The organism is Metasolibacillus sp., from assembly GCF_025291715.1.
GTDB classification, from domain to species: Bacteria; Bacillota; Bacilli; order Bacillales_A; family Planococcaceae; genus Metasolibacillus; species Metasolibacillus louembei.
Genome location: NZ_JAMBIZ010000011.1, coordinates 26,067 through 45,979, shown reverse-complemented (window position 1 = coordinate 45,979; position 19,913 = coordinate 26,067). Strand labels below are relative to the sequence as shown.

Genomic DNA, 19,913 nt, shown 5'->3' with positions numbered 1-19,913 from the left:
TATGTCAGAGCTTCGAAAAGAAGATGTTAAACAATTAAATGCGCTTGCGCTTGCTTATATGGGCGATGCGGTACTAGAGCAGAAGGTGCGTGAACACCTTCTGCGTATAGGACGTGTAAAGCCAAATACGCTACACCGAGAGGCAACGAAATATGTATCGGCAAGGGCGCAATCGATGATTGTCTATCGTTTAATAGAGGAGAACTATTTAACAGAGGACGAGCTTGCGGTATTTAAGCGAGGTCGTAATGCAAAATCAGGCTCCGTACCGAAAAATACAGATGTGCAAACATATCGTAATAGCTCAGGCTTTGAAGCGGTGCTCGGTAGTTTATATTTATTAGGGGAACTAGATCGCGTATATGAAATCATTGATTATGCAATAACAATCATAGAACAGTCGAAGGGAGTGTCGTAGATGACGGAGCAAACGAATGAAATGATTGCAGGGAAAAACCCTGTATTAGAAGCGCTACGTTCAGGTCGTGAAATCAATAAGCTATGGATTGCTGAAGGTGTGAAAAAAACAGGTGTTCAAGAGCTATTAGATTTAGCCCGCGAGAGAGGCGTGCTTGTACAATTTGTACCAAAGAAGAAGGTAGATCAGTTAACTGATGCGAACCATCAAGGAATTGTTGCAGCGGTCGCAGCGTATACTTATGCGGAGCTTGATGATTTATTTGCAGTAGCAGCACAGAAGCAGGAAGATCCATTTTTCCTAATTTTAGATGAGTTGGAGGACCCGCATAATTTAGGTTCTATTATGCGAACAGCTGATGCGGCTGGTGCACATGGGATTATTATTCCGAAGCGCCGTGCTGTAGGGTTAACGGCTGTTGTGGCGAAAGCCTCGACTGGGGCGATTGAGCATGTACCTGTTGTGCGGGTGACTAATTTAGCGCAAACAGTCGATGAGTTGAAGGATCGCGGCGTATGGATTGCTGGTACCGATGCTAAAGGCTCTGTCGATTATCGAAAAATGGATGCTACATTGCCATTAGCTATTATTATTGGCAGTGAAGGTAAGGGGATGAGCCGTCTACTGAAAGAGAAATGTGATTTCCTTTACCATTTACCGATGGTTGGGCATGTTACTTCGTTAAATGCTTCCGTTGCGGCGGCATTGCTTATGTACGAAGTATATCGTAATCGTCAAAGGCTATAAGATGCAAAATATTTTGCTAGTAGATGGTTATAATATGATTGGGGCATGGGTGGAATTACGACCTTTGCGCGATAAAAGCTTAGAAGATGCCCGTGATCGTTTAGTAGAATTGCTTGCTGAATATAAAGCATCAACAGGCTGGCGTGTTATTATTGTGTTTGACGCTTATCTTGTCCCAGGTACTGAACGATTATATGTGAAGCATGATGTTGAAGTGCTATTCACAAGGAAAAATGAAACAGCTGATGAGCGTATAGAAAAATTAACGAATGAGCTAAAGGCTAGAAAAGTACAAATTCATGTTGCAACTTCTGATATGACAGAGCAAAATGTAGTGTTTGGACAAGGGGCATTGCGTAAATCTGCTCGTGAATTAGAAATTGAAATGCAAATTATAAAAAATAACATTTCATCAAAAGTGAAAAAAACGCAAGTAGATAAGCCTGTTTCACGTATCCCTCTATCAAAAGATGTGGAGCTTGCCTTTGAAAAATGGCGGCGAGGCTTGAAGTAGAATGATCTATTTTGATAATATTTATGTTTTACGTAAGTAGGAAATAGTAAGCTAGTTGGCGTTCTACATAGCAGCCTTTTGCATTTTATTTTCCTTCTAGTTCAACTATACTATTGCTAACGATTCTTAAGTGACTGAGGTGAAGCGATTGCTTAAAAGTAGTAAGATGCCAACCAAACAGCAATTTGAAGAGCTTTCTGATAATGAGCTTGTAGAGCAAGTTCGTCTAGGTAATACAGATGCGCTAGACTTTTTAATAACAAAATACCGTTTATTTGTGAAGGCGAAGGCAAGATCCTATTTTCTTGTTGGTGCTGACAAGGAAGATATCGTACAAGAGGGCATGATTGGCTTATATAAGGCGATACGTGACTTCAATGGGGACAAGCTTGCTTCGTTTCGAGCGTTCGCTGAACTATGTGTAACGAGACAAATTATTACAGCAATTAAAACAGCAACAAGGCAAAAACATATACCACTTAATTCGTATGTGTCACTTGATAAGCCGATTTATGATGAAGAATCTGAACGGACTTTAATGGACATTATTACAAGCCCGATATCAGATGATCCTATGCATGCAATGATTAGTCAGGAAGAATTCAGCTATTTAGAAGAAAAAATGAGTGAAGTACTAAGCGAGTTAGAGCAACAAGTGCTAGCTTTATATTTAGAAGGTCGATCGTATTATGAGATTTCCGAATTGTTAAATCGCCATGTGAAATCAATTGATAATGCATTGCAGCGGGTGAAGCGAAAATTAGAGCGACATTTAGAGGTTGAGGGTATTCGCTAACTTGATTTAATAAGACCGATATAGAGGCCTTAATTGTTAGGGTGAATGCTAAAAAGTAATGGAATCCCTGCGTCTCTGCTGAATCAGTTCAAAATAAGAAGCTTGTTGACAGCATCATTGTTAGGTGTTAGTCTTGAAAAGACAAAATGCCGAAAAGGTGATGCGGGTGGCACAAAAAGTCATTATAAGCTGTGAAAAATGCGGCTCAAGAAATTATGCGATGCCTGTTAAACAAGGCGCAACAAAGCGATTAGAGCTCAAGAAATTTTGCGCGCATTGCAATGAACATACGATGCATAAACAAACGATATAGAAGATATCATTGATTTTGGAGGTTAAGCTGGAATGAGTAAAGTAACAACTTTTCTGCAAGAAGTAGGCTCAGAAATGCGAAAAACAAGCTGGCCAAAAAGTAAAGAGTTAACAAAATATACAGTTGTAGTTATTGTGACAGTTGTAGTGATGGCTTTATATTTTTCGGTAGTGGATTTAGGTATTTCTGAATTATTCCGCTGGTTCTTAAGTTTGTAAAATAATATTGATATTTATGAAATAGCCCGTCCGTAGTTATAGCGGGTTTTTTCATTTGGTGAAAAACCTAATGCGAGTATTAAAATAAAAAAGGAGGGACGGACGACAAGTCCTTGTAGCTATGGAGAAAAATTGGTATGTAGTTCACACATATTCAGGTTATGAAAATCGCGTAAAAGCAAATTTAGAAAAGCGCGTTGAAACGATGGGGATGCAAGATAAAATTTTCCGTGTTATCGTTCCAGAGCAAGAAGAAGTGGATGTAAAAGAGGATGGTAAAAAGCGTACAGTCATGCGCAAAGTTTTCCCAGGCTACGTGCTAGTGGAAATTATTATGACGGATGATTCTTGGTATGTTGTCCGCAATACACCAGGTGTGACAGGCTTTATCGGCTCATCAGGTGGCGGCGCTAAACCAACACCATTATTGCCTGAGGAGGCTGAGCGCTTGCTTGCACAAATGGGCATGAAAGATACAGCGCTTGGTGACATCGCAATTGAAGTTGGAGAAGTTGTTGAAGTATTAGAAGGACCATTTGCTCACTTCCAAGGTAAAGTGGAAGAGGTAGATGTCGAAAAATCAAAAGTCAAAGTTAGCGTTGATATGTTTGGACGCGAAACGATGATGGAGTTAAGCTTCGAACAAATCCGCAAAATCTAATCGGGATTTCAAAAGAATACTCTTGAAAATTATAAATTTGAATTTGATTATTATTTGTACTTGCGTATATACTATAAAAGTGATATCATTTCATAGGTCATACTGTAAATTGTTTTCAGTTGGCAAATGATAGATTTTTAATGTTATCGGCAAACTAGCTGACAGACAGATATTTGAGTGGGAGGGGCAACCCAATTACCACATCACGGACTTAAGGAGGTGTGTCTCGTGGCTAAAAAAGTTATTAAAGTTGTAAAACTTCAAATCCCTGCTGGTAAAGCTAATCCAGCTCCACCGGTTGGTCCTGCACTAGGTCAAGCAGGTGTAAACATCATGGGATTCTGTAAGGAGTTCAATGCTCGCACTGCTGATCAAGCAGGTTTAATCATTCCTGTTGAGATTTCAGTATTCGAAGATCGTTCATTCACTTTTATTACGAAAACTCCGCCAGCAGCAGTTCTACTTAAAGTAGCAGCTGGTATCCAATCTGGATCTGGTGAACCAAACCGTAAAAAAGTAGCAACGGTTAAACGTGATAAAGTTCGCGAAATCGCTGAACAAAAAATGCCAGACCTTAACGCTGCATCAGTTGAAGCGGCTATGTTAATGGTTGAAGGTACTGCACGTAGCATGGGTATTGTGATCGAAGACTAATTCCCATTTACTTGATGATGCATTTGTTTTTGGAAGGTTGCGGCACTTAAGTAGTGCGCAACCTTTATTCGTGGGAGGTAAAATTCCGCTATAACCACAATCAAGGAGGAAATTATAATGGCTAAAAAAGGTAAAAAACTGCAAGAAGCAGCTAAATTAATTGACCGTACTCAATTATATTCTGTAGAAGAAGCAATCGCGCTAGCACAAAAAACTAGCACAGTAAACTTCGATGCAACTGTAGAAGTAGCATTCAAATTAGGGATCGACACTCGTAAAAACGACCAACAAATCCGTGGTGCAGTAGTACTTCCACACGGTACTGGTAAAACTCAACGCGTATTAGTTTTCGCTAAAGGTGAAAAACTTAAAGAAGCAGAAGCTGCTGGTGCAGACTATGTAGGCGATGCTGAGTACATCCAAAAAATCCAACAAGGCTGGTTTGACTTCGATGTAATCGTAGCTACTCCAGACATGATGGGTGAAGTTGGTAAACTTGGTCGTGTATTAGGTCCGAAAGGCTTAATGCCAAACCCTAAAACAGGCACAGTTACTTTCGATGTAACTAAAGCAATCGAAGAAATCAAAGCTGGTAAAGTAGAGTACCGTGCAGCTAAAGATGGTATCATCCACGCTCCTATCGGTAAAGCTTCTTTCGAAACAGGTAAATTAGTAGAAAACTTCTTAGCTGTATTTGATGTAGTTCAAAAAGCAAAACCTGCTGCAGCTAAAGGTACTTACATGAAATCTGTAAACGTAACTACTACAATGGGTCCAGCTGTTAAAGTTGACGCTGCTAACGTAGTAATTAAATAATAAATATAGTTGACAACAGCTGAACTATTTGTTATAGTAGTTCCTGTTGTGAATTATCCATTTGTACCGTAGACAGTAGGTGTGCGTTAGGCACTTAATCATCCTACCGAGGACAACGGAATTCGGAATCTTTTTAAGATGATGACTTTCTGCCTCTATGTCTGCTTAGATATAGAGGCTTTCTTTTGTCGGTATAAATGACTCATTCTAATAGGAGGTGTCATCAAATGAGCAAAGCTGTTGAAACAAAAAAAGTTCAAGTACAAGAAATCGCTGAAAAGTTCCAAGCTGCTGCATCTGTAGTAGTTGTTGACTACCGCGGTCTTACTGTTGCTCAAGTAACAGAGCTTCGTAAACAACTTCGTGAAGCTGGTGTAGAGTTCAAAGTATACAAAAACACTTTAACTCGCCGTGCTGCTGAAATTGCAAACGTTGAAGGTATTAATGAACATTTAACAGGTCCAAACGCTATCGCATTCTCAAATGAAGATGTTGTAGCTCCAGCTAAAATTATTAACGAATTCGCTAAAAAGAACGAAGCGTTAGAAATTAAAGCAGGTATTATCGAAGGCACTATTGCATCACTTGAAGATGTTAAAGCTCTTGCAGAACTTCCATCACGCGAAGGTCTACTTTCTATGCTTTTATCTGTACTTCAAGCACCAGTGCGCAACTTCGCACTTGCAACGAAAGCAGTTGCAGAACAAAAAGAAGAACAAGGCGCTTAATCGCTACTGGGCTTCACAAACTATTGGCTTAACCGCCTAAAATCTAAAATATAACCTAATGTAGGAGGAAATTAAAATGAACAAAGAGCAAATCTTAGAAGCTATCAAAGCTATGACAGTTCTTGAATTAAACGATTTAGTAAAAGCAATCGAAGAAGAATTCGGTGTAACAGCGGCTGCTCCTGTAGCTGTAGTTGCTGGTGGTGCTGCAGGCGCTGCTGAAGAAAAAACTGAATTTGACGTAGTACTAGCTAGCGCTGGCGGCGAAAAAATCAAAGTAATCAAAGTGGTTCGTGAAATCACTGGCTTAGGCTTAAAAGAAGCTAAAGAGGTTGTTGACAACGCTCCTAAAGCTCTTAAAGAAGGCGTTTCTAAAGAAGAAGCAGAAGAAATCAAAGGCAAACTTGAAGAAGTTGGCGCTACTGTAGAAGTTAAATAATTTCTGCTTAAACAAATAAAAGACAAGCTCGTCGTATGACGGGCTTGTTTTTTTACCTAATTCTTTTGTGGGGAGGTGCTACGATATGTCAGAGCACTATTATTCTAATAAGCCGCAAGTAGAGAGCAAGCCGCGCAAATGGAAATTTACATTGCTTGGGTCGGAATTTGTATTTGAAACAGATGCGGGCGTTTTTAGTAAAAGTGAAGTAGATTTTGGCTCCCGTGTACTAATTGACACGTTTGAAATGCCTGTGATTGAAGGGGCGGTTATGGATATAGGTTGTGGCTATGGACCAATTGGATTGGCGTTAGCGAAGGCTCATCCAGATCGTTTTATTTACATGATGGATATTAATTCTCGTGCCATTGCATTAGCACAAAAAAATGCAGAAATAAACGGGATTCAAAATGTACGAATAATCGAAAGTGATGGATTGGCAAATGTAACGCCCCAAACAGAAATTGCAGCTATTTTAACTAACCCTCCTATTCGTGCAGGGAAAGAAACGATTTTTAAGTTTTATGATGAAGCGTATGGAATGCTAGTCGCTAGTGGTGAGCTGTGGGTTGTTATTCAAAAAAAGCAAGGTGCACCATCGACGGTTAGTCATTTGGAAGAGCTTTTTACAGAAGTAGAAGTTGTTGAGAAGAAAAAAGGCTATTGGATCGTACGCGCGAAAAAATAAAATTCTTAATTAAATTGCATGCTCAAAGAAGTCGGGACAGAATTACATTGAGGTGTAATTAATTAAACAAAGTACTTTTTGTCAAGTCAATTCACTCTAAATTATTGACTTGACAAATTGACTGTGATAATATAATAAAATGCAAAATTATTATTTTGAGGAAGTATGCCCTTTTATATTAGAATTCTGATTTAATGGGCGTATGGATGAAGAATTAAGTTTAGTTAACCGAAAATGAGATCTTTTTGAGACTCGTTTTCTTTTTGTCTTTCGAAATCATACATCATTTGTGTGGTTTTGCAAAGACCTATTATCGCTTTATTGAGGGGTGAATAAGTTGACAGGTCAACTAGTTCAGTACGGACGACACCGCCAGCGTAGAAGTTTTGCGCGTATTAAAGAGGTGCTTGAGCTTCCGAATTTAATCGAGATCCAAACAGCATCTTATGAGTGGTTCTTTGCAGAAGGATTGCGTGAAATGTTCCACGATATTTCACCAATCGAAGATTTTACAGGTAATCTTGCGCTTGAATTCGTTGATTATGCTTTAGGGGAACCTAAGTATGAAGTAGATGAATGTAAAGAGCGTGACGTAACGTACGCTGCACCATTGCGTGTAAAAGTACGTTTACACAACAAGGAAACAGGTGAAGTAAAAGAGCAAGATGTTTTCATGGGGGACTTCCCATTGATGACTGAAACAGGCACATTCATTATTAATGGTGCTGAGCGCGTTATCGTTTCGCAGTTAGTTCGTTCGCCAAGTGTTTACTTCCATGATAAAACGGACAAAAACGGTAAAAAAGGCTTTGGTGCAACAGTTATTCCAAACCGTGGTGCATGGCTTGAATATGAAACAGACGCGAAAGATGTTGTCTACGTTCGTATCGACCGTACGCGTAAACTTCCGGTTACAGTTTTACTACGCGCATTAGGCTTTGGTTCAGATCAAGAAATCATCGATATTATTGGTGATAATGAATATTTACGCAATACACTTGAAAAAGATAATACAGAAAGCACAGAAAAAGCGCTTCTTGAAATTTATGAGCGCCTACGTCCAGGTGAGCCACCTACAGTAGAAAGTGCAAAAAGCTTATTATACTCTCGCTTCTTTGATGCGAAACGCTATGATTTAGCGAACGTTGGTCGCTATAAAATGAATAAAAAGCTGCATATTAAAAATCGTTTATTTAACCAAACGATTGCAGAAACATTAGCAGACCCAGAAACAGGCGAAATTTTAGTTGAAAAAGGAACTGTTCTTGATCGTCGTACGCTAGATAAGCTAATTCCTTATTTAGAAAATGGCATTGGCTTCCGCAAGCTATCACAGGTTGGTGGTGTATTAGAGGACGATGTGACAATTCAAACAATTAAAATTTATGCACCAAATGATGAGTCGCAAAAAGAAATTAATGTAATTTCAAATGCGTATGTTGAAGAAGAAGTGAAAAATATTGTTCCGGCTGACATTTTAGCTTCAGTTTCTTATTTCTTCAATTTACTTTATGGTGTTGGGAATACAGACGATATCGATCATTTAGGAAACCGTCGTATTCGCTCTGTTGGTGAGCTATTACAAAACCAATTCCGTATCGGTTTATCTCGTATGGAGCGTGTTGTACGTGAGCGTATGTCGATTAATGACACAGCAGCAATCGTGCCACAGCAATTAATCAATATCCGCCCTGTAATTGCGTCTATTAAAGAATTCTTTGGTAGCTCTCAATTATCGCAATTCATGGACCAAACAAACCCGCTTGCAGAATTAACGAACAAGCGTCGTTTATCAGCATTAGGGCCTGGTGGTTTAACGCGTGAGCGCGCAGGTATGGAAGTGCGTGACGTTCACTACTCCCACTATGGTCGTATGTGTCCGATTGAAACGCCAGAGGGTCCAAACATTGGGTTAATTAACTCGCTTTCATCATTTGCGAAGATTAATAAATTTGGCTTTATTGAAACACCGTACCGTCGTGTTGATCCTGATACTGGTCAAGTAACAGAGCAAATCGATTATTTAACGGCTGACGAAGAAGATAACTACGTTGTAGCACAAGCAAACTCTATCTTAAATGAAGATGGAACATTTGCGATGGAAGAGGTTGTAGGACGCTTCCGAGGCGATAACACGGTATTCAAAAGAGAAAAAATCGACTATATGGACGTATCACCAAGACAGGTAGTATCTGTTGCCACGGCGTGTATCCCGTTCTTAGAAAACGATGACTCGAACCGTGCGTTAATGGGTGCGAACATGCAACGTCAAGCTGTTCCATTATTAAATCCTGAAGCACCTTTCGTAGGTACAGGTATGGAGCATGTAGATGCGCGTGACTCCGGTGCCGCAGTTGTAGCAAAATTCGAAGGAATTGTTGAGCATGTAGAAGCACGTTCAATTCACGTTCGTCGTATTGAAACAATTGATGGCAAAGAGGTTAAAGGCGATTTAACGAAATATAAAGTACAAAAATTCGTTCGTTCAAACCAAGGTACATCATATAACCAACGCCCGATTGTTAAAGTTGGTGACCGCGTGAAGCCGAAAGATATTTTGGCAGATGGTCCATCAATGGAAAGAGGCGAGTTAGCGCTTGGACGCAATGTATTAGTAGCCTTCATGACATGGGACGGCTTCAACTATGAAGATGCTGTTATTATGAGTGAACGCCTTGTAAAAGACGATGTATACACATCTGTTCATATTGAAGAATATGAATCAGAGTCTCGCGATACGAAGCTTGGACCTGAAGAAATTACACGTGATATTCCGAACGTTGGGGAAGATGCACTACGCAATTTAGATGAGCGTGGTATTATCCGTATCGGTGCGGAAGTACGCGATGGTGATATTCTTGTAGGGAAAGTAACGCCTAAAGGGGTTACTGAGTTAACTGCAGAAGAACGCTTATTACATGCAATCTTCGGTGAAAAAGCTCGTGAAGTACGTGATACGTCTCTACGTGTACCACACGGAGCCGGCGGTATCGTACTTGATGTAAAAGTGTTCAATCGAGAAGATGGCGATGAGCTACCACCAGGTGTTAACCAATTAGTTCGTGCTTATATCGTTCAAAAGCGTAAAATTCGCGTTGGGGATAAAATGGCTGGACGTCATGGTAACAAAGGGGTAATTTCGCGTATTTTACCAGAAGAAGATATGCCGTTTATGCCAGACGGTACACCTGTTGATATCATGTTAAACCCACTTGGCGTACCTTCACGTATGAATATCGGACAAGTGCTAGAGCTACACTTAGGTATGGCTTCACGTTATTTAGGTATTCATATGGCAACACCAGTATTTGATGGTGCCAACGAAGAAGACGTTTGGGAAACGATGGAAGAAGCGGGTATGGACCGTGATGGTAAAACAATCCTGTATGATGGACGCTCAGGTGAGCCATTTGATAACCGTGTATCAGTAGGGATCATGTATATGATTAAACTTGCGCATATGGTTGATGATAAGCTACACGCACGTTCAACAGGACCATACTCATTAGTAACGCAACAGCCGCTTGGTGGTAAAGCACAATTCGGTGGTCAGCGCTTCGGTGAGATGGAGGTTTGGGCACTTGAAGCATACGGTGCTGCATACACATTACAAGAGATTTTAACTGTAAAATCAGATGATGTTGTAGGACGTGTGAAAACATACGAAGCAATCGTTAAAGGTGAAAGTGTACCAGAGCCAGGCGTTCCTGAATCGTTTAAAGTTCTAATTAAAGAGCTTCAATCACTAGGTATGGATGTAAAAATGCTAACAATCAACGATGAAGAAGTAGAACTTCGTGATCTTGACGAGGAAGAAGATCTTCAACCGGCTGATGCATTAAACATTATACCAGCTGATGAGGAAGACGACGCAGTAGAAACTGTTGAATAATAAGATTAACATTTCAATAAAATAGGAATGAACTGTCTGAGAAGTGTCGCATTCAATCACTTTTCAGACAGTCATATTCTTTTGCAAGATTAGATAAATGTCGAGCTACGGAAAGGTCTTTATAAAGACTTAGACTAAAGGGAGGTAGGCTCCTTGATAGACGTTAATGAATTTGAATATATGAAAATTGGCTTAGCTTCTCCAGATAAGATTCGTTCTTGGTCATACGGCGAAGTGAAGAAGCCAGAAACAATCAACTACCGTACATTAAAACCAGAAAAGGATGGTCTTTTCTGTGAGCGCATTTTCGGACCTACAAAGGACTGGGAATGTCATTGCGGTAAATATAAACGCGTGCGCTATAAAGGCGTAGTTTGTGATCGCTGTGGCGTAGAAGTGACACGTGCGAAAGTGCGTCGTGAACGTATGGGACATATTGAGCTAGCAGCTCCTGTATCCCATATTTGGTATTTTAAAGGTATTCCTAGCCGTATGGGTCTTATTTTAGATATGTCTCCACGCGCGCTTGAAGAAGTTATTTATTTTGCGTCTTATGTCGTAATTGATCCAGCAGATACAAATTTAGAAAGCAAGCAATTGCTTTCTGAAAAAGAATATCGTGCTTACCGCGAAAAATTCGGTGCAACATTTGATGCAGCGATGGGTGCGGAAGCAATCAAAAAATTGCTTGAGAAAATCGACCTTGAGAGCGAAACAGTAACATTAAAAGAAGAATTAAAAACAGCGCAAGGGCAACGTCGCACACGTGCGATTAAGCGCCTTGAAGTAGTGGAATCTTTCCGTAACTCTGGCAACAAACCAGAATGGATGATTTTAGATGTACTACCTGTTATTCCACCGGAGCTTCGTCCGATGGTGCAATTAGATGGTGGACGCTTTGCTACTTCAGACTTAAATGACCTTTACCGTCGTGTTATCAACCGTAACAACCGTTTAAAACGTTTATTAGACCTTGGTGCACCAAGCATCATCGTACAAAACGAAAAACGTATGTTACAAGAAGCAGTAGATGCTTTAATTGACAACGGTCGTCGTGGTCGTCCAGTAACAGGTCCGGGTAATCGTCCTTTAAAATCACTTTCTCATATGTTGAAAGGGAAGCAAGGGCGTTTCCGTCAAAACTTACTAGGTAAACGTGTTGACTATTCTGGTCGTTCAGTTATCGTAGTAGGACCAAACTTAAAAATGTACCAATGTGGTCTTCCAAAAGAGATGGCTATCGAGCTATTTAAGCCTTTCGTTATGAAAGAATTAGTAGAGCGTGGTCTAGCTCATAACATTAAGAGTGCAAAGCGTAAAATTGAACGTTTGCACAATGAGGTTTGGGACGTATTAGAAGATGTTATTCGTGAGCATCCAGTACTTCTAAACCGTGCACCGACGCTTCACCGTCTTGGTATTCAAGCGTTCGAGCCGACATTAGTAGAAGGTCGTGCAATTCGTCTACACCCATTAGTATGTACAGCGTATAACGCTGACTTCGATGGTGACCAAATGGCGGTTCACGTTCCATTATCAGCAGAAGCACAAGCCGAAGCTCGTTTATTAATGTTAGCAGCACAAAACATCCTGAACCCAAAAGACGGTAAACCAGTAGTTACACCGTCTCAAGATATGGTATTAGGTAACTATTACTTAACGCTTGAGCGTGAAAACGCTCGTGGTGAAGGTTCTATTTTCTACGGTCCAGACGAAGTGTTAATCGCATACCAAACTGGTCATGTACATTTACACACACGTATTGCGATTCGTGCAAACTCTGTGAATAACCAAACATTCACAGAAGAGCAAAACCAAATGTTCTTATTAACAACTGTTGGTAAAGTTATTTTCAACGAAATTTTACCGGAAACATTCCCGTATATTAACGAGCCAACAGATATCAACTTAGAGCAAAAAACGCCTGAAAAGTACTTTGCAAAATTAACAATTGACGCAGAGCAATTAGCTGAATTAGAGGCAACAGAAGGCTATGCTGAGTTATCAGAAGCCGAAAAAATTGAAGCGCAACGCAAAGCTGTTTTACAAAAACACTTTGCATCTGTGCCAGTTGTGCCACCATTCCGCAAAAAGTTTTTAGGTAATGTTATTGCTGAAGTATTTAAACGATTCCATATTACGGAAACATCAAAAATGTTAGACCGTATGAAGGATTTAGGCTTTAAATATTCTACTCGTGCAGGTATTACGGTTGGTGTATCTGATATCGTCGTATTACCAGACAAAGGTGTTATTTTAGATGAAGCGCAAGCAAAAGTAGATAAAGTAATGATTCAATTCCGTCGTGGTTTAATTACGGAAGAAGAGCGTTATGACCGTGTAATTTCTAGCTGGTCAGCAGCGAAAGATGAAATTCAATCGAAGCTGATGAAATCGTTAGAAAAAACAAACCCAATCTTTATGATGTCTGACTCAGGAGCTCGTGGTAACGCATCAAACTTTACACAGTTAGCAGGTATGCGTGGTCTGATGGCCAACCCGGCTGGTCGAATCATCGAGTTACCAATCAAATCTTCATTCCGTGAAGGTTTAACGGTATTAGAGTACTTCATCTCTACACATGGTGCGCGTAAAGGTCTTGCCGATACAGCATTAAAAACAGCCGATTCAGGTTACTTAACTCGTCGTTTAGTAGACGTTGCACAAGACGTTATTGTACGTGAAGATGACTGTGGCACAGACCGCGGTTTATTGATCGGTGCATTAATGGAAGGTAACGAGCTAATTGAAGCGTTAGATGAGCGTGTAATTGGTCGATATACGAAGAAAACAATTTATCACCCAGAAACAGGTGCGGTTATTTTAGAGCGTGATGGTTTAATTACGCAAGATGTAGCGCGTGCAATTGATGATGCGGGTATCGAGCAAGTAACAATCCGTTCAGCATTTACATGTAATACGAAGCACGGTGTATGTAAAAAATGTTATGGCATGAACTTAGCAACAGGCGAAGAGGTTGAAGTAGGTGAGGCGGTAGGTATTATCGCAGCGCAATCAATCGGTGAGCCTGGTACACAGTTAACGATGCGTACATTCCATACAGGTGGGGTAGCCGGAAACGATATTACGATGGGTCTTCCACGTATCCAAGAAATTTTCGAATCACGTAATCCGAAAGGGCAAGCGGTTATTTCGGAAGTTGGTGGTGTAATATCTGATATCGAAGAAATTCGAGAAGGCTTAAAAGAAATTACTGTTCAAGGTGAAGTGGAAACACGTAAATATCAAGCACCTTACAATGCACGTTTGAAAGTACAATTAAACGATACAGTTGAACCAGGTCAATTATTAACTGAAGGTTCAATCGATCCAAAACAATTGTTAAAAGTAAAAGACGTATCTACAGTACAAGAATATTTACTAAAAGAAGTACAAAAAGTATACCGTATGCAAGGGGTAGAAATTGGAGACAAACACATTGAAGTAATGGTTCGCCAAATGCTACGCAAAGTACGTGTAATTGAAGCTGGTGACACAGATTTACTACCAGGCTCATTATTAGATGTACACCAATTTGCCGAAGCGAACGCTGATATTATTTTAAGTGGTAAAAATCCAGCAACATGTCGCCCTGTAATTCTTGGTATTACAAAGGCTTCTCTGGAAACAGAATCATTCTTATCAGCAGCATCGTTCCAAGAAACAACTCGTGTGTTAACAGATGCAGCAATTAAAGGTAAGCGTGATGAGCTTCTTGGTCTGAAGGAAAACGTAATTATCGGTAAACTTGTTCCAGCAGGTACTGGTATGCAACGTTACCGTCAAATCCGTATTGAGCAAGATGCTGAAACGGAAGAAGAATTAACTTCAGCTGAGTAATCTGAATTCCGGTAGAGAGCAATTCTCTGCCGGAATTTTCAAATCTATTACAAAAGTTAACTAACTGACTTCAAGAAGGCCTCTTTTTCAAAATAAATAGTTGACAGGTGTAAGTAGAGGATGATAATATATTTAAGGTTGATAGTTAACTGTCTATGCTTTGGAGGATATGCAAATGTCTTATAATAAAGTAAAGGCTAGTCAAACAATCATAGGTACAAAGCAAGCAGTGAAAGCAATGCGTGCTGGTCAAGTTACAGAGCTTTTTGTCGCACTCGATGCTGACAGTTGGGTAACCGATCCGGCCATTCTTCTCGCGAAAGAAATCGGTATACCAATTACTTTGGTCGAGTCTAAAAAAGAACTTGGAAAAGCTTGCGGCATTCATGTTGGAGCTGCGGTTATTGCGATTACTGCGATGTAGTTTTTGTGTAATATACACAAAGACTTTGTTTTTACCCTAAAAATGAACCACCTGGATGTGTGGTATTAACAAGGAATGAACGAAGGGAGGAAAAATCGATGCCTACAATTAACCAATTGGTACGTAAGCCTCGTAAATCTAAAATCACGAAATCAAATTCACCAGCGTTAAACAAAGGTTATAACTCATTTAAAAAATCTTTAACTGACGTTAAATCTCCACAAAAACGCGGTGTTTGTACTCGTGTAGGTACTATGACGCCTAAAAAACCTAACTCAGCGTTACGTAAATACGCTCGTGTACGTTTAAGCAACCTAATCGAGGTTACTGCGTACATCCCAGGTGAAGGCCACAACTTACAAGAGCACAGTGTTGTTCTTATCCGTGGCGGTCGTGTAAAAGACTTACCGGGTGTTCGTTACCATATCGTACGTGGTGCTCTTGATACTGCTGGTGTAAACGGCCGTATGCAATCACGTTCTCTATACGGTGCAAAACGCCCTAAAGAAAAGAAATAATTAACTAATTTATTTATCACTTGAAAGGAGGAAAACACATGCCTCGTAAAGGTCCTGTTTCCAAACGTGACGTGTTACCAGATCCACTTTATAATTCAAAGCTAGTAACTCGTTTAATCAATAAAATGATGATTGATGGTAAAAGAGGTACTTCTCAAAAGATTTTATACGGTGCGTTCGAATTAGTAAAAGAGCGTTCTGGTAATGATCCGATTGAAGTATTCGAAGCTGCGTTAAACAACGTAATGCCAGTTTTAGAAGTACGCGCTCGTCGTGTAGGTGGTTCTAACTACCAAGTACCAGTAGAAGTACGTCCAGAGCGTCGTACAACTTTAGGTCTTCGTTATTTAGTAAACTACGCTCGTCTTCGTGGTGAAAAAACAATGGAAGAGCGTTTAGCGAACGAAATCTTAGATGCATCAAACAACACTGGTGCTTCAGTTAAGAAACGTGAAGATATGCACAAAATGGCAGAAGCGAACAAAGCATTTGCTCACTACCGTTGGTAATATTCTACACGCTAATTAATTAACTAATATAGCCTTAACCGAATATGGAAGGAGAAATTTCCTATGAAACGCGAATTCTCACTAGAGAATACACGTAATATCGGAATCATGGCTCACATTGACGCTGGTAAAACAACGACAACTGAGCGTATCCTTTATTACACTGGTAAAATCCACAAAATCGGTGAAACTCACGAAGGTGCTTCTCAAATGGACTGGATGGAGCAAGAGCAAGAGCGTGGTATTACAATCACGTCTGCTGCGACAACAGCTCAATGGAAAGGCAACCGCGTAAATATTATCGATACACCAGGACACGTAGACTTCACTGTAGAAGTAGAACGTTCTTTACGTGTACTTGACGGTGCGGTAACAGTACTTGATGCTCAATCAGGTGTTGAACCACAAACTGAAACAGTATGGCGTCAAGCAACTACTTATGGTGTACCACGTATTGTATTCATTAACAAAATGGATAAAATGGGTGCAGACTTCTTATACTCTGTAGGCACTTTACATGACCGCTTACAAGCAAATGCACATCCAATCCAATTACCAATTGGTGCGGAAGATGAGTTCAAAGGAATTATTGACTTAATCGAAATGACTGTAACTTACTACGATAACGAAGAAGGTACAGCGGTTCGTGAAGGTGAAGCGATTCCTGAAGAATATCAAGCACAAGCTGAAGAATACCGTGAGAAATTAATCGATGCTGTTGCAAGTGTTGATGAAGACCTTATGGAAAAGTATTTAGAAGGTGAAGAAATCACTGTTGCTGAATTAAAGGCAGCTATCCGTAAAGCAACAATCGCGGTAGAATTCTACCCAGTAATTTGTGGTACAGCATTCAAACACAAAGGTGTTCGTAAAATGCTAGACGCAGTTATTGATTACTTACCATCACCAGTTGATGTGCCAGCAATTAAAGGTACTTCAGTTGATGGAGATGAAGAGTTAGAGCGTAAATCTTCTGACGATGAGCCATTCTCAGCTTTAGCATTTAAAGTTATGACGGATCCATTCGTTGGTAAATTAACATTCTTCCGTGTGTACTCAGGTATCTTAGATTCGGGTTCATACGTACAAAACTCTACAAAAGGTAAACGTGAGCGTGTAGGTCGTATTCTACAAATGCACGCGAACAGCCGTGAAGAAATTTCGAAAGTATTCGCTGGTGACATCGCTGCTGCTGTAGGTCTTAAAGATACTACTACTGGTGACACTCTATGTGACGAGAAAAACCTTGTTATTTTAGAGTCTATGGAATTCCCAGAGCCAGTAATCTCTTTATCTGTAGAGCCTAAATCAAAAGCTGACCAAGATAAAATGGGTCAAGCACTTTCTAAGTTACAAGAAGAAGATCCAACATTCCGTGCCCACACTGACCAAGAAACTGGTCAAACAATCATCTCTGGTATGGGTGAGTTACACTTAGACATCTTAGTTGACCGTATGAAACGTGAATTCAAAGTTGAATGTAACGTTGGTGCGCCAATGGTATCTTACCGTGAAACGTTCCGTGGTTCAGCTCAAGTTCAAGGTAAATTCACACGCCAATCAGGTGGTCGTGGTCAATACGGTGACGTTTGGATCGAGTTCTCACCAAACGAAGAAGGTAAAGGCTTCGAGTTTGAAAATGCTATCGTTGGTGGTGTAGTACCACGTGAATATATTCCAGCAGTTGAAGCAGGTCTTCGTGACTCGCTTGACCGTGGGGTTGTCGCTGGTTACCCATTAATCGACATCAAAGCGAAATTATTCGATGGTTCTTACCATGATGTTGACTCAAACGAAATGGCGTTCAAAATCGCTGCTTCTATGGCTTTAAAAGCTGCTGCTTCTAAATGTAGCCCAGTTATTTTAGAGCCAATGATGAAAGTTGAAGTTGTAATTCCAGAAGAGTATCTTGGTGATATCATGGGTAACGTAACTGCTCGTCGTGGACGTGTAGAAGGTATGGAAGCTCGTGGTAACTCTCAAGTAGTACGCGCAATGGTGCCACTATCTGAAATGTTCGGATATGCAACAACTTTACGTTCTGCAACACAAGGTCGCGGTGTATTCTCAATGGTGTTTGACCACTATGAAGAAGTACCAAAATCAATTGCAGAAGATATCATCAAAAAAAATAAAGGTGAATAATTGAAATTTCATCTTGCATAAAGTATAACTAATTTGTAAGCTATGATTGACTGGCTTAGCTGGGCCCGGTTTAAGCCAGCACTCATAACATAAAAAACTAAAACATAGATTATAGGAGGCTTTCTCTAATGGCTAAAGAAAAATTTGACCGTTCGAAAACGCATGCTAACATTGGTACAATTGGTCACGTTGACCATGGTAAAACTACTTTAACTGCTGCTATTGCAACAGTTCTTGCTAAAAAAATGGGTGGAGAAGCTAAATCATATGCTGATATCGATAACGCTCCAGAAGAAAAAGAGCGTGGTATCACAATCAACACTTCTCACATCGAGTATGAAACTGATTCTCGTCACTATGCACACGTTGACTGCCCAGGACACGCTGACTATGTTAAAAACATGATCACTGGTGCTGCTCAAATGGACGGCGGTATCTTAGTAGTATCTGCTGCTGATGGTCCAATGCCACAAACTCGTGAGCACATCCTTTTATCTCGTCAAGTAGGTGTTCCTTACTTAGTAGTATTCATGAACAAATGTGATATGGTTGATGACGAAGAATTATTAGAATTAGTAGAAATGGAAATCCGTGACCTACTTTCTGAATATGACTTCCCAGGCGATGATCTACCAGTTATCAAAGGTTCTGCTCTTAAAGCTCTTGAAGGTGAGCCAGAGTGGGAAGAAAAAATCGTTGAATTAATGAACGCTGTTGATGAGTACATCCCAACTCCAGAGCGTCAAACTGACAAACCATTCATGATGCCAGTAGAGGACGTATTCTCTATCACTGGTCGTGGTACAGTAGCAACTGGCCGTGTTGAACGTGGTCAAGTTAAAGTTGGTGACGTAGTTGAGATCGTTGGTATCGCTGAAGAAGCTAAATCAACAACTGTAACAGGCGTTGAAATGTTCCGTAAATTATTAGACTATGCTGAAGCTGGTGACAACATCGGTGCATTACTTCGTGGTGTAGCTCGTGAAGAAATCCAACGTGGTCAAGTATTAGCTAAACCAGGCTCAATCACTCCACACACTAACTTCAAAGCAGAAGTTTACGTTTTATCAAAAGAAGAAGGTGGCCGTCATACTCCATTCTTCTCTAACTACCGTCCTCAGTTCTACTTCCGTACAACTGACGTAACAGGTATCTGTAACTTACCAGAAGGCGTAGAAATGGTTATGCCTGGCGATAACATCGAAATGACAGTAGAACTTATCGCTCCAATCGCTCTTGAAGAAGGTACTAAATTCTCTATCCGTGAGGGTGGCCGTACTGTAGGCGCTGGCGTAGTTGCTTCTATCCAAAAATAATTTCATCTTTTCTTAAAACCTCAAGGGGACGCTCTTGAGGTTTTTTTGTTATTTATTAAACAAGATAAATGGTAAATCATTGATAACACAGCTATTTTCTATTAACTTTAGTTCATTAGTATACAGAGGTAAGGTAAAAGTGAATACAGCTTTATTAGTAGGTATTATGCTTATTTTAAGCTTACTGCGTGTTAGTGTAGTATTATCTCTTACATGTTAGAGGGAAAATTAGTGTTCTCTTCATAACTGAGACAACAAATGTTTTGTGGATGGTTGA

The 19,913-nt window shown here is 40.1% G+C and carries 19 protein-coding genes and 1 other annotated feature; all 19 genes read left to right on the top strand.

Features of this window, described 5'->3' with window-relative positions; translation table 11 throughout:
* Position 1 precedes the first annotated feature (1 nt).
* The 19 genes from M3Z76_RS09260 (at position 2) to tuf (ending at position 19,636) form a co-directional block, all read left to right on the top strand.
* Positions 2-418 (top strand): Mini-ribonuclease 3, encoded by a 417-nt coding sequence (locus M3Z76_RS09260; protein ID WP_293924065.1) that lies wholly within the window; start codon positions 2-4, stop codon positions 416-418.
* Positions 419-1,165, top strand: coding sequence for a 23S rRNA (guanosine(2251)-2'-O)-methyltransferase RlmB (rlmB, locus tag M3Z76_RS09255; RefSeq protein WP_293924067.1), 747 nt, complete (start codon positions 419-421; stop codon positions 1,163-1,165).
* A 1-nt stretch (position 1,166) separates the two neighbouring features.
* A complete protein-coding gene (locus M3Z76_RS09250) occupies positions 1,167-1,679 on the top strand; it encodes an NYN domain-containing protein (RefSeq protein ID WP_293924068.1) in 513 nt (170 codons plus the stop codon).
* A 166-nt stretch (positions 1,680-1,845) separates the two neighbouring features.
* Positions 1,846-2,475 carry an RNA polymerase sporulation sigma factor SigH gene (gene sigH, locus M3Z76_RS09245; protein WP_293924070.1) on the top strand — a complete coding sequence of 210 codons (630 nt, stop codon included), beginning with the start codon at positions 1,846-1,848 and terminating at the stop codon, positions 2,473-2,475.
* Positions 2,476-2,608: 133 nt separating this feature from the next.
* Positions 2,609-2,788 (top strand): 50S ribosomal protein L33, encoded by a 180-nt coding sequence (gene rpmG / locus M3Z76_RS09240; protein ID WP_406601079.1) that lies wholly within the window; start codon positions 2,609-2,611, stop codon positions 2,786-2,788.
* Positions 2,789-2,820: 32 nt separating this feature from the next.
* Positions 2,821-3,006 carry a preprotein translocase subunit SecE gene (secE, locus tag M3Z76_RS09235; RefSeq protein ID WP_293924072.1) on the top strand — a complete coding sequence of 62 codons (186 nt, stop codon included), beginning with the start codon at positions 2,821-2,823 and terminating at the stop codon, positions 3,004-3,006.
* Positions 3,007-3,127: 121 nt separating this feature from the next.
* Entirely contained in the window at positions 3,128-3,667 is a 540-nt protein-coding gene (nusG, locus tag M3Z76_RS09230; RefSeq protein WP_293924075.1) for a transcription termination/antitermination protein NusG, read from the top strand.
* A 228-nt stretch (positions 3,668-3,895) separates the two neighbouring features.
* Entirely contained in the window at positions 3,896-4,321 is a 426-nt protein-coding gene (gene rplK / locus M3Z76_RS09225) for a 50S ribosomal protein L11 (protein ID WP_042478596.1), read from the top strand.
* Between the two features lie 117 nt (positions 4,322-4,438).
* Positions 4,439-5,137 carry a 50S ribosomal protein L1 gene (gene rplA / locus M3Z76_RS09220; RefSeq protein ID WP_293924076.1) on the top strand — a complete coding sequence of 233 codons (699 nt, stop codon included), beginning with the start codon at positions 4,439-4,441 and terminating at the stop codon, positions 5,135-5,137.
* Positions 5,138-5,185: 48 nt separating this feature from the next.
* Positions 5,186-5,330, top strand: a sequence feature (ribosomal protein L10 leader region).
* Between the two features lie 34 nt (positions 5,331-5,364).
* The gene (rplJ, locus tag M3Z76_RS09215) at positions 5,365-5,865 is read left to right on the top strand and encodes a 50S ribosomal protein L10 (RefSeq protein ID WP_293924078.1); all 501 of its coding nucleotides are present in this window, start codon (positions 5,365-5,367) and stop codon (positions 5,863-5,865) included.
* A gap of 76 nt (positions 5,866-5,941) precedes the next feature.
* Positions 5,942-6,304 (top strand): 50S ribosomal protein L7/L12, encoded by a 363-nt coding sequence (rplL, locus tag M3Z76_RS09210; protein WP_293924081.1) that lies wholly within the window; start codon positions 5,942-5,944, stop codon positions 6,302-6,304.
* Between the two features lie 85 nt (positions 6,305-6,389).
* Entirely contained in the window at positions 6,390-6,992 is a 603-nt protein-coding gene (locus tag M3Z76_RS09205; protein WP_293924083.1) for a class I SAM-dependent methyltransferase, read from the top strand.
* Positions 6,993-7,320: 328 nt separating this feature from the next.
* Entirely contained in the window at positions 7,321-10,884 is a 3,564-nt protein-coding gene (rpoB, locus tag M3Z76_RS09200; RefSeq protein ID WP_293924085.1) for a DNA-directed RNA polymerase subunit beta, read from the top strand.
* 153 nt (positions 10,885-11,037) lie between these two features.
* Positions 11,038-14,724, top strand: coding sequence for a DNA-directed RNA polymerase subunit beta' (gene rpoC, locus M3Z76_RS09195; RefSeq protein ID WP_293924088.1), 3,687 nt, complete (start codon positions 11,038-11,040; stop codon positions 14,722-14,724).
* Positions 14,725-14,899: 175 nt separating this feature from the next.
* Positions 14,900-15,148, top strand: a complete 249-nt coding sequence (locus tag M3Z76_RS09190; protein WP_042478612.1) for a ribosomal L7Ae/L30e/S12e/Gadd45 family protein — start codon at positions 14,900-14,902, stop codon at positions 15,146-15,148.
* 98 nt (positions 15,149-15,246) lie between these two features.
* Positions 15,247-15,666: a 30S ribosomal protein S12 gene (gene rpsL, locus M3Z76_RS09185; protein WP_293924094.1), complete on the top strand. Its 420-nt coding sequence runs from the start codon at positions 15,247-15,249 to the stop codon at positions 15,664-15,666.
* A 38-nt stretch (positions 15,667-15,704) separates the two neighbouring features.
* Positions 15,705-16,175 (top strand): 30S ribosomal protein S7, encoded by a 471-nt coding sequence (gene rpsG / locus M3Z76_RS09180; protein ID WP_066168849.1) that lies wholly within the window; start codon positions 15,705-15,707, stop codon positions 16,173-16,175.
* A 63-nt stretch (positions 16,176-16,238) separates the two neighbouring features.
* Entirely contained in the window at positions 16,239-18,320 is a 2,082-nt protein-coding gene (fusA, locus tag M3Z76_RS09175; RefSeq protein WP_293924099.1) for an elongation factor G, read from the top strand.
* 128 nt (positions 18,321-18,448) lie between these two features.
* Positions 18,449-19,636 (top strand): elongation factor Tu, encoded by a 1,188-nt coding sequence (gene tuf / locus M3Z76_RS09170; RefSeq protein WP_293924102.1) that lies wholly within the window; start codon positions 18,449-18,451, stop codon positions 19,634-19,636.
* Positions 19,637-19,913 lie beyond the last annotated feature (277 nt).